The organism is Pseudophaeobacter sp., from assembly GCF_048267565.1.
Classification (GTDB): domain Bacteria; phylum Pseudomonadota; class Alphaproteobacteria; order Rhodobacterales; family Rhodobacteraceae; genus Pseudophaeobacter; species Pseudophaeobacter profundi.
In genome coordinates, this window is the sequence record NZ_JBLWXG010000004.1 from 372,998 (window position 1) to 383,330 (window position 10,333).

The window sequence follows — 10,333 nt, forward strand, 5'->3', positions numbered from 1 at the left end:
TAAGCTTGCACGATTTGGCATTTTTCATGCACACTCCCTGTCAAGAGGCTTGGGGTGCCAAGTTGAAGGTTTATTCCAGCACACTGGGATCGAACGGTATTTCTGCATGACCCGCGGCTAGCGGTCATTTTTCGCCCTGAGATTTCAGGAGTGCCACAACGGGCTCAACAGCGTTCCGAAGATAGATCGGTCCGACATCCAGGCCGTTCGGTCGGAACGGCTGGCCCCCCTCGCTCTGCAGAACGGCCCGGATCGTGTTGCGATGCGCACCGGTTTCGGCGGACAGAAGGGTTGGTGTGGTATAGCTGGCCTCAAACGCGGCGATGTCGTCCCGGCTCATGCGCCATCCCCGACGCCTGGTCGTGGAGTTCACAACTAATATCGCAGGCGTGTGACCACCTTCAATCAGAACCAGGAATTGACCTTCCCCCCGAATACCCGCCGACCGGGCGTAGGTCGCCGCGGTCATCTCTCCCTGGTTTGTCGACGGCTTACGCTGCGGCGCGGCCTTCGCCTTGAACGCAGCAACTTCAGTGATTTCCACCACAAGCCCGTGGTAACCGAACACATCAGGACGCTGACCAAGGCGCAGAGAACCCGTCCGGATGGCCGCAATGATCTCGCCAACAGGAAGGTCCAGCCGCTTGTGAACGAGTTGGATCGTCTCCCACCCTAGCTCTTCTGAGGCGACCGGCTGCGCATAGGCCTCCAACTCCTCAAGCAGAGCTTGGCCGTCCGCAATCCGCCAAGGCGATTTGATTGTTGCGACGTTGGTCCTCGGGACGAGGACACCGTCTGCCTTCAACCCGTTCAATTCGGCCAGCGTTGCGCCGATTGCCTGTCGCAGCGAAATCGGACCAACCAGTGTGGGGATTTCATCAAGAATGTGCTGCCAGGCCTTCGCATCAAAGGTCTTGCGGGCATCGGCACGCGCGTCACCGGGTGCAAACGCGCCCGCTTCTGTCAGGAAATCATCCAGCACAGCCGGGCCGATGCCGGTTTCCTTGGATGCTGACGTAAGGGAGTGGAGGCGCCGCTCTGTCACGGCCTGCCCGAGAAGGTCATCACCTGGCGCCAACGGCCATATCTCCAGAAAATAGTCACGAAGGATCCTGCGAAAGCCCGCAAAGGCACCGTCATCAAGATAGATGCCCTTGAGATGTTTGAAGAGCGGACCCGACTCGCCCTGCGTCACGATGTGGCCACCGTCCTGTGACCGCATGAGGATGTCGAGCGCCGCTCGGATCCCATCAGGGCCTTGCGAGACAAAGGCAAAGCCCGTGGCCTTGGCGCGCCGATCGTCCGGGGCCTTGCCCTGTTTGCGCAGCAAGGCTGCACCGATGAACTCACAGAGTGTGATCGCCGGAAACACCGGCTGTGAGGCCAGCCATGTTTTGTCCGCAGCGGTACCCCGCGAGAGACGTTTATCAAGCCAAAGGTCATAGTCGGTAGGATCAATGCGCACGCAATCGAATGATCCTGCTCGCAGGCCTGGCAGGATTTCCGCCAATCGTGCGCCGATATCATCCCGTTCGATGGGGCGCGCGCTGGACCACAAGGGAACTAGGAGATGGTGGTGACGGTGGCACATATCAACACCTCTGCAGAGCCAGTCGCCCCGCAAGGCAATTTGCCGCAACGGATGGGGCTGATCGGCTGCATGCTCACGTATGCAAAGTGGACAGCCCCGAATGATCGGGTTTCGTAGGGCCCGCGAGACAAAGACTTCCTTCCGAAATCGCATCCGGACGTCTCCGATGCGTTCACCTGTCTAGGAGAGCATTTCGGCGAGCTGCGTGGCCGACAGCCCTGCGCGTTCTGCAAAAATCGCGACGGTCTCTTCGTCCTGCTCCAGGATACGCCGAAAGGTGGTACCGAGATCGAGGGCGAAGTTGGCAGCGTCGGTTCCATTCAGGATTGCCATGCACGAAAACAGCGACGGGAGCGTCTCGCGGTCAACGGGCTCCACCGTAAGGGCAAGCTTCCCCAGCAAATACACCTCCTGTGTGCTCAAACGCCCCACGTGTTGCGATACTCGGCTCCATAGCCGTTTCGGGATCGGAAGCGAAGCCGCCATTCGCTGCAAACGCGGATGAGACATACCCAAAGCCGGGGACTGGTAGGGATGCTACCGACGTGAAGGGCGGCAAGCCGACTGAGAGCAACACAGCGTGGCGCTCGCAGTCAAACAGCACAAGCCGTCATTCAAACAACGCACAGCGCAATTGGCGGAGATTTCCAATGAACGTATAGATAGCAGTTCCTCATACAAATGATGCAAACGAAGCTATTGTTACGGGTGGCGGCGACCATTCCCACCGATTAGGAAGAATAGACACTCTTGAGCGAAAGTCCGGAGACTTCTTGGGGCTGAATTCGACCGTTTCGGACGTTGGTAACAACACCTTCTGCCTGTAACACCTCCTCCAGCCAATCCATGAACGCCCTGAGCCGAGGGGCGAGATGACGCCTGCGCGCATATAGGATCGAAATCGGCACAGGAGAGGGCCGGAACTCGGTCAATACTTCGACCAGTCGGCCTGCTGAAATGTCATCGGCTACGTCATAGACGGGAACCTGAACCAGCCCGTGCCCGTGCAGCGCACCTGCGACATAGCTTTCAGCATTGTCGACGCAAAGGTGGCTTTGCATGGCGACATTGATCTCACGTCCGTCCTCAAGACCTTCCCATTCGGATGAGGCTGCGGGCATGCGCAGCGCGTAGTTGACCAGATGATGTTCCGCGAGATCGGCGGGCGTTTGCGGCACCCCGAATTCCGCGAGATACTCCGCCCCGGCGCAAGTCAGCATCGGAACATCACCGATCTTGCGGCAGATCAACTCGCTGTCCTCCAGAACAGCCAGACGCACCACCGCGTCGATCCCCTCGGACACCAGATCGATCATCCGGTCGGTCGCACTGATCTCCAGCGTCACCGCCGGATAACGGGCGCGGAAGTCGTGCAAATGCGGGATGACAAGACGCCGTGCGATCCGGCTGGGCATATCAACCCGCAGGCGTCCCGAAATGTCATCGGGCCGCAGCCGGAACTGTCCTTCGGCCTGTGCGAACGCATCGACCAGATTACGGGCGGTGTCGGCAAATTGTAATCCTTCCTGCGTCGGTCGCACCACGCGGGTGGTGCGTTGTAGAAGTTGTACGCCGAGCCTGTCCTCCAATGCCTGTACCGTGCTGGACACGGTTGAGCGGGGCAAGCCGAGCACCTCCGCGGCGCGGGTAAAGTTCCCGCTTTCCACGACCTGAACGAACACCTGCATCTGTTGAATTCGATCCATGCCTATTGTTCGTCATTTCTGGCGGATGATGTCAAGAAGGGTGTGATTATCTGAATGAAGTGACAGGCCATATTCCACGCAAGGCGTCGCTCCGAACGACGCACACAACGTGGAAAGGACAATCAGATGTCGAGAAACAGCATTGAAGGAAAAGTGGTTCTGATCGCCGGCGGCGCGAAAAACTTGGGCGGTTTGCTGGCGCGTGAGTTCGCGCACTCCGGCGCTAAAGCCGTTGCCATTCACTACAACAGCGACGCCACCAAAGCGGCGGCAGAAGACACCGTTGCGGCAATCAAATCGGCAGGCGCCGAAGCGGTGGCCTTTCAGGCCGACCTGACCTCAGCGTCAGCGATGGAAAAGCTGTTCGCGGATACGGTTGCTGCCGTCGGTCGCCCCGACATCGCGATCAACACCGTCGGCATGGTGGTGAAGAAACCGATGGCCGAGGTGAGCGAAAAGATTTTCGACCAGTCCTGCGCGGTCAACGTCAAATCCGCCTTCTTCTTCCTGAAAGAGGCTGGCAAGCACGTCAATGATAACGGCAAAATCTGCACCATCGTGACCTCGCTTTTAGGGGCTTACACCCCCTTCTACGCGGCCTATGAGGGCCTGAAGGCACCGGTCGAGCATTTCACCCGCGCAGCATCGAAGGAACTGGGTGGTCGCGGAATCTCGGTCACCGCGATCGGACCGGGGCCGATGGACACTCCGTTCTTCTATCCGGCGGAGGAAAAAGAGGCGGTGGAATATCACAAGACCGCCGCCGCGCTTTCGCCTTTCTCGAAGACCGGTCTGACCGACATCGAGGATATCGTGCCTTGGATTACGTTTATGGTCTCGGGCGGATGGTGGATGACCGGCCAGACGATCCTTGTGAATGGCGGCTACACGACCAAGTAAGCCGTCGGGGCAGTTAAGTGGTTCCGGTTTACGAATAGCGCCCGGGGCGGCGGGGCCAGAGTGGCGCCTCGCCGCCTTTAAAATCGAAGGTCCGCCCAGCACAGGAATTTCGATATGCATACTGTTCTCGTGATCTTTGGCGGCTTTGTCCTGCTGGCAATCACCTATGTCATAGCATTATGGCGTGGCACGTCTCTGCGCCGGGCTTTTCCTGTCTATGCAATTATGTGGGTGATAGCTTCCGCAGCCAATCTCTGGATCGGCGTGGCCCGCGCCGGATATGCCGTGACGGAAGAGTTGCCGATCTTCCTTGCCGTCTTTGGCATCCCTTGTGTTGTCGCTTGGCTTCTGGCGCGGCGGTGGGCATGATCGATCCCCGGATCGGCGAGGTGATCACCTGGTGGCGAGACACGCCGGAAGGCTGTCTGGCCCTTTTGATTCTGCTTGATCAATATCCACGCAATGCGTTCCGTGGCACCCGGGGCATGTATCGCGCAGATCCTAAGGCCCTGTCCGTGGCGCGTTATGCCTGGCGGCAGGGCTTCATCGACCGAGTACCGCAGGACCTCCGCCTGTTCATGCTTTTGCCTTTCGCGCATTCCGAAACGTTGGAGGATCAGGACCAATCGGTCGCGCTGCATCGCCGCTATCTGCCTTTGGGACTTCACCGGGCCAGACGCCATCGCGACATCATCGCACGCTTCGGATGTTTCCCCCACAGGCAGCTGATCTTCGAACGCGCACTAACATCCGAGGAACGCCGGTATTTGAACGCAGGCGGGTTTTATGGATAATCGCGAAAACTCAACAGGAAGCATTCATGTCTACCCTATTGCACCGCCTTGTTCCGACGAACGCCCTACGGGCGCTCCGCCCCGAGGACACGCCCCGCGTCACGACGATGGAGTTGTTCTTTGATCTCGTCTATGTGTTCACCATCATCCAGCTTTCCCATTACCTCCTCGAACATGCGAGTTGGCTTGGGGCGCTGGAATATGTGACGCTGTTTGCCGCGGTCTGGTGGGCCTGGAATTACACCGCTTGGGCGGCGAACTGGGTCAACCCGGATCATCCCAGCGGACGCGGGCTGATGGTCATCTTGATGGGCTGCGCGCTTCTGATGGCAGTGGCGGCGCCGCAGGCTTTCAGCGAACGCGCGGCGCTCTTCGCTTTTGCCTATGTGGCCATGGCCTTGATCCGGGCGGGCTATATGGCCATTGTGTTTCGCGGTCAGGTCATGGGGCAAAACTATGCCCAGCTTGGCGCATGGAGCGCGATCTCCGGTCTCTTCTGGATCTTGGGAGCGTTCATCGCATCCGCGCGTCTGGAGCTCTGGATCGTCGCCGTTTTGATCGACTATGCCGCGCCCTACGTCGGTTTTTGGCTGCCCGGCAAAGGCGCGACGCCGATGTCGAGCTGGACGTTGAAAGGGCTGCATCTTTTCGAGCGCAACCAATTGATCTTTATCATCGCGCTCGGGGAATCCATCCTGCTGCTGGGCGGCTATTTGGTCAGTCATGAGATCCATCTGGACACGGGTGCCGCCGCACTGATCGGCTTCCTGTTGATCGTGACATTGTGGTGGATCTACTTCGTCGATCTTTCCGAGCCGGGCGAACATCGATTCGAACATGAGACGGATCACACAAGCCTCGCGCGCGCGGGTCTGGCCTATGCGCATGGAGTCGCAGTCTGTGGTGCCATCGTGACCGCCGTCGCCATTGAGATGATCGTGGCTCATCCCCATGACGCGATCCATGCCGAGACCGCGATCATCGCCTTTGCCGGACCGTCTCTGTTTCTTCTTGGCTGCACGATTTTCCACCGGGTCACGGCGGAACGCTTGCGTGGGCTGTACCTGCTGGCCGTAGCGGCGCTTGCGGTCTGGGGCTGGCTGGCACTGAACCTGCACCTGAACGGGTTGTGGCTCGGTACGGGCGTTCTGTTGATCGTGATGGTCATGGCAGCTCTGGGCCATCGAAAGGCAGATTGAAGTGCTGACACTGCCCACTGCCCAGAACAAGGTCGTCGCCAATGCCGGCTTTCTGGCCGCGATCCTGATCCACAACCTGACCTATCCGCTGTCGACAGCGGGTGGGATTTGGCCCGCGCTGTTCTATGCCTTCTACGCGGCAATCTTCGTGGTGGCGACCTGGGCGCTTACGGATAACCAGACCTTGCGTGCCTTCGTTGGAGGCGCAGGGCTTGCCGTATTTATCGCGGGCCTCTTGAACTCCTATGCCCCCTCCAGCAGCGCGGCGCTGGCTGTCTATCTGACCTCCATTGCCTATCACCTCGGGATGGTCGTCGCACTGGCGCGTTACACCTTCGGGGCCAAGACTGTGATGACCGACGTACTGATCTCCGCAACCTCGCTCTATCTTGTGATCGGTTCGGGCTTTGCCGCCGTACTAGCCTTCATCGAATGGTGCGTGCCGGGGTCTTTCGTGGCAAGCTCCCGTGCGGCAATCGACTGGCAGCAGATGGTGTACTTCAGCTACGTCACGCTGACCACGCTGGGCTATGGCGACATCACGCCGGTGGGCTTCTATGCCCAGTCCTTCGTCGCATTCGAAGCTATTGGGGGGACGCTCTATACAGTGATCCTGTTGTCGCGGTTGGTCGGGCTGCACGCCAGTCGGGGGTAGCCTAGTCTCAGGCTCGATGGGTCTGCAAATGCGGACGCTTCTGGGCAGGGTCCCGGCAGCGCTTACGGATTCGCAGGAAGTGGCGATTTGGGGTCCAGGACTCACGAAAGGCTGGTTCGGAGAAGCGGCGTTGCACCGAGACCATCTTGGCGAATGGCGACTCACGACCGGGTACGATAGCGTCAGGCGTAGGGCGCGACCGTCGGCTTTGGGAAAGCTGCACAGCAGAGATTGTCAACCCGCCGAACGGCAGCATTGGGCCAAAGCGTCGTGGTGGTCTGCCACAAGGTAGTCACGCGACCTGCCGCGTCGCCGCAAGTCGGCTTTGAACCCTGTTCGGTCATTGTGCTTCGATAGCCGAAAAGCTAACCTAGCCTTGGTCACCTGAGTGCTCCACGGCAGCAGTTTGCCGGGATATCAGCACATTGCGCCGCCCCCCCCCAGTCTGCACTCGAAAAAAAACGATACGTAAATGAGCATTGCCACAAACGATCCTTCGAACGCCTTCATCGAACATTTCGATTTGCCGCCGCTATGCGAGGGGATATTGGATGGCCTGAAATTCACCGTGAAGGACAACATAGATCTTGCGGGGTATAGAACATCGTATGGAAGTCCTACTTGGCGTGATGCCCACGTGGCGCCGGTTCACAACGCGCTTTGTGTCGACCAATTGCTTGCCGCAGGCGCGCGGTGCATAGGGAAGGTCGTCGCGGACGAGTTCACCTATAGCCTTGATGGGGAGAGCTTCTACTTCGGCACGCCGCGCAACGCAAAGGCGCCGGATCGAGTACCGGGCGGTTCATCCAGTGGCTCTGCCGCGTCGGTGGCGGGCGGGTTCGCGGACTTCTCGCTGTGCACGGATTCTGGGGGATCAATCCGCGTGCCCGCTAGCCTCTGCGGTCTGTGGGGTATGCGTCCTTCACTTCACCGAGTTTCCGAGGCCGGTGTCCTGCCCTTCCAACCAAGCGTGAGCACCGTAGGGGTGTTGGCGGATCGGTTCGACGTGCTGGACCGAGCGATGCGCGTTCTGCTCAACGAACACACGACAAACATCCCGGCGCCGAAACACATCGTCGTGTTACAGGATGCACTCGAAATCGCCGATCCTGCCGTTCGCGGTCAGGCCGAGACGGCTCTTCAACAGATTGCAGATCGCAGCGGGATCACGCTTGAGCCTGTAAGCTTTGCCGAGATTATAGGAGAGGATGCCCCGTTGAATGCCTGCAATATGGAAGGTTTGCGCGACCTGCAAACTGCCGAATTTCAGAGCACCGTGGGAAACTGGATCGAAGCCTGCAAACCCGAACTGGGTGCCACTTTCGCGATGGCCTATGAGAACGTCCGCACTTTCGACCGCGTCGCGGTTCTGGACAATATCGCCAATTGCGAACATCTGTTCAAACGAATTAATGCGTTTTTCACCGAGGATACGGTTGTCTGTTTTCCTACGACGCCAAAGAAGGCACCGCTCAAAGGGTCTCTAAATACGCTTGAGGCCGTTATGGAATTCTATGATCCGACGATGACCATTACCGCGTTTTCTGGCGTGGCACGGTTGCCTGAAGTCTCTGCCCCAATGCTGACCGTCGAAGGTTGCCCGGTCGGGCTGTCCTTCGTGGCGGGACACTACCAAGATGCGTACCTACTAAATGCCTTGAAGACACTGATCTACTGAATCTCCGCAACTAAACGCTGGCTTCTTTCCGCACAGTCGACCTTGGCCTGCCAGATCATGCTGCACGATGCCGCCAGAGGCCGGTTTTGGGAAGCTGTACTGCAGAGATAGCAAACCCGACGAATGGCAGCTCTGGGTCGAACCCGCTAAACAACACGCATCGTATGGCATTGTCCGATTTTCACCGCTGCCAGTATCGGTCGCCCTGAGATGTTGGGTTGCCTAAAACTGTTAGTCGCTTGGCGGACTTCTTTCCTCCAAACGGAAAGCTGTTCGCAAATGCCAAGGCAGCCTCTTGTGTGGCAAAGGTGTAGGCCAAGCCCGGATTTCCAGTTGTACTAAAACCACCTTTTCGCCACGTTGCGTAACTCGATCCGCTTCTGCCGCGCCCCACAAGCCCTACCCAAGGATGTTGTTCATCGTGATCTCGGGTTCCACCAAGCTGTTCTGGAAGTGGTAGCTCACTGCTCATCTGGTTTGCCTTTTTTTTGGTTTGAAATGGTAAGATCTCTGGAAAACAATTTATATGTGTTCACTCTGGTAATGGAAGACAAGGCTCGCCCGTCTCTGTAGTGACAAATGTGGTGCCATCCGTATTGCGTTCGCAGCGAATGGTGGCAAAGCGGGCTGCGACTGCAGCACTCCAGTGTGATGTCGAGAGTCTGCAATGGGCCGGAGGAGCAAGCGGCCTATTTTATACTCCACTTGTACTGCCTGAGATTTGGTCTAACCTGCAACATATGGATTTGATTTACCCGATAAACTTCGTCGGCCACGATGAATGGCTCGACAGCGGATACGAGCCCAAGCTGGCGCATGGCGATGTCATCACTCGCGATGGCGAAGATCTCGGAAGCTGGCGAGTCGTAGACTATGACCGCGAGAACGAGTACTCGAGCGGGCAATTTGAGTTCCTATTGGACGGGGAAAATCTTGTGAAGTTCGCGGAAGGCTTTTCGATGCTCGATGTCCGGACCAGTCGAGGGCTTGCCTTGTCAAACCTGACCAAAACCATCCGCGAATGGCATGAAAATGAAGGGAAGTATGGACAGGACTAGATTTGCTTGCCTCGGTTGGGGGTCGTTGATTTGGGAGCCAGGCGATCTACCCATTTACCATGAGTGGCACGAAGACGGGCCCAAGATGCCGCTTGAGTTCGCGCGAAAATCTAGTGACGGTCGTATGACACTTGTTGTTTGCGAGCGGGGTACTGTGTGTTCGACGCTCTGGAACACGCTCTCATCTACTTCATTGGAGGAAGCGCGCCAAGCGCTCGCCAACCGCGAAGGCCTCCCAAGCACAAAGAATGCAGCATTCTGGACTTGTGATAGTTCATCTGGTCATCTTGGCGCTGAGCTAGTTGGGGCTTGGGCAAACAAGCTTGGTCTCGCGGGCGTCGTATGGACTGGTCTACCCCCCAAATCTCCAGTCACAAAGCAGAACAACGATTATCCTTCTGTCGAGGATGTCATCTCGCACCTAGGCGGTCTTTCGGGACATTCTGCCGCTAGGGCTGAAGAGTACGTTCGCCAAGCACCCGATCAGATTGCAACCGCTTACAGAGCTCGCATTGTCGAAGAGTTCGGTTGGAACTGAATGACCTAACGGTGATTTTCAGGCCCAAGGCCAGCTTTGAAGAAGCTGCGACGCGGCGTCGGACGTCAAGATAATTGTCCGCTTCTCTAATTGGGTGTTTGGGTCAAGCTCGTTTTCCTTCTTTCCTTTGGGTCTTTGTCACTCATCCGGGTCACGCTTCTCTTCGCAGTCTTACTGATGACCTGATGTCATCGCTGCACGCATGTGTCGGATT

General features: G+C 57.8%; 10 protein-coding genes and 1 pseudogene. 7 read left to right on the plus strand and 4 right to left on the minus strand.

The window, feature by feature from the left end; translation table 11 throughout:
* Positions 1–124: 124 nt before the first annotated feature.
* The 4 genes and pseudogenes from ACN0VH_RS12575 to ACN0VH_RS12590 form a co-directional block, all read right to left on the minus strand.
* A complete protein-coding gene (locus ACN0VH_RS12575; RefSeq protein ID WP_417700769.1) occupies positions 125–1,510 on the minus strand; it encodes a hypothetical protein in 1,386 nt (461 codons plus the stop codon).
* 66 nt (positions 1,511–1,576) lie between these two features.
* Positions 1,577–1,759: pseudogene (locus tag ACN0VH_RS12580) on the minus strand (TniQ family protein); the annotation flags it as partial.
* Between the two features lie 12 nt (positions 1,760–1,771).
* Positions 1,772–1,993 carry a hypothetical protein gene (locus ACN0VH_RS12585; protein ID WP_417700770.1) on the minus strand — a complete coding sequence of 74 codons (222 nt, stop codon included), beginning with the start codon at positions 1,991–1,993 and terminating at the stop codon, positions 1,772–1,774.
* Positions 1,994–2,322: 329 nt separating this feature from the next.
* Entirely contained in the window at positions 2,323–3,297 is a 975-nt protein-coding gene (locus tag ACN0VH_RS12590; RefSeq protein ID WP_417700771.1) for a LysR family transcriptional regulator, read from the minus strand.
* 126 nt (positions 3,298–3,423) lie between these two features.
* Between ACN0VH_RS12590 and ACN0VH_RS12595 the strand changes: the two genes are divergently transcribed.
* From ACN0VH_RS12595 to ACN0VH_RS12625, 7 genes are all read left to right on the plus strand, one after another.
* Positions 3,424–4,197: an SDR family oxidoreductase gene (locus tag ACN0VH_RS12595; protein WP_417700772.1), complete on the plus strand. Its 774-nt coding sequence runs from the start codon at positions 3,424–3,426 to the stop codon at positions 4,195–4,197.
* 114 nt (positions 4,198–4,311) lie between these two features.
* Positions 4,312–4,566, plus strand: coding sequence for a hypothetical protein (locus tag ACN0VH_RS12600; RefSeq protein ID WP_417700773.1), 255 nt, complete (start codon positions 4,312–4,314; stop codon positions 4,564–4,566).
* Entirely contained in the window at positions 4,563–4,991 is a 429-nt protein-coding gene (locus ACN0VH_RS12605) for a DUF924 family protein (protein ID WP_417700774.1), read from the plus strand. Before ACN0VH_RS12600 ends, ACN0VH_RS12605 begins: the two co-directional genes overlap by 4 nt.
* Before the next feature lie 107 nt (positions 4,992–5,098).
* The gene (locus ACN0VH_RS12610; RefSeq protein WP_417700775.1) at positions 5,099–6,190 is read left to right on the plus strand and encodes a low temperature requirement protein A; all 1,092 of its coding nucleotides are present in this window, start codon (positions 5,099–5,101) and stop codon (positions 6,188–6,190) included.
* Position 6,191: 1 nt separating this feature from the next.
* Positions 6,192–6,845, plus strand: a complete 654-nt coding sequence (locus tag ACN0VH_RS12615) for an ion channel (protein WP_417700776.1) — start codon at positions 6,192–6,194, stop codon at positions 6,843–6,845.
* A gap of 472 nt (positions 6,846–7,317) precedes the next feature.
* Positions 7,318–8,523, plus strand: coding sequence for an amidase family protein (locus ACN0VH_RS12620; RefSeq protein WP_417700777.1), 1,206 nt, complete (start codon positions 7,318–7,320; stop codon positions 8,521–8,523).
* A 740-nt stretch (positions 8,524–9,263) separates the two neighbouring features.
* Positions 9,264–9,581 carry a hypothetical protein gene (locus tag ACN0VH_RS12625; protein WP_417700778.1) on the plus strand — a complete coding sequence of 106 codons (318 nt, stop codon included), beginning with the start codon at positions 9,264–9,266 and terminating at the stop codon, positions 9,579–9,581.
* Positions 9,582–10,333: the final 752 nt, after the last annotated feature.

What these genes read in the sequence shown, in the direction of transcription:
- ACN0VH_RS12590 (WP_417700771.1), bottom strand. Translation starts at nt 3,297, where the DNA reads ATGGATCGAATTCAACAGATGCAGGTGTTCGTTCAGGTCGTGGAAAGC.
- ACN0VH_RS12595 (WP_417700772.1), top strand. Translation starts at nt 3,424, where the DNA reads ATGTCGAGAAACAGCATTGAAGGAAAAGTGGTTCTGATCGCCGGCGGC.
- ACN0VH_RS12600 (WP_417700773.1), top strand. Translation starts at nt 4,312, where the DNA reads ATGCATACTGTTCTCGTGATCTTTGGCGGCTTTGTCCTGCTGGCAATC.
- ACN0VH_RS12605 (WP_417700774.1), top strand. Translation starts at nt 4,563, where the DNA reads ATGATCGATCCCCGGATCGGCGAGGTGATCACCTGGTGGCGAGACACG.
- ACN0VH_RS12610 (WP_417700775.1), top strand. Translation starts at nt 5,099, where the DNA reads ATGGAGTTGTTCTTTGATCTCGTCTATGTGTTCACCATCATCCAGCTT.
- ACN0VH_RS12620 (WP_417700777.1), top strand. Translation starts at nt 7,318, where the DNA reads ATGAGCATTGCCACAAACGATCCTTCGAACGCCTTCATCGAACATTTC.
- ACN0VH_RS12625 (WP_417700778.1), top strand. Translation starts at nt 9,264, where the DNA reads ATGGATTTGATTTACCCGATAAACTTCGTCGGCCACGATGAATGGCTC.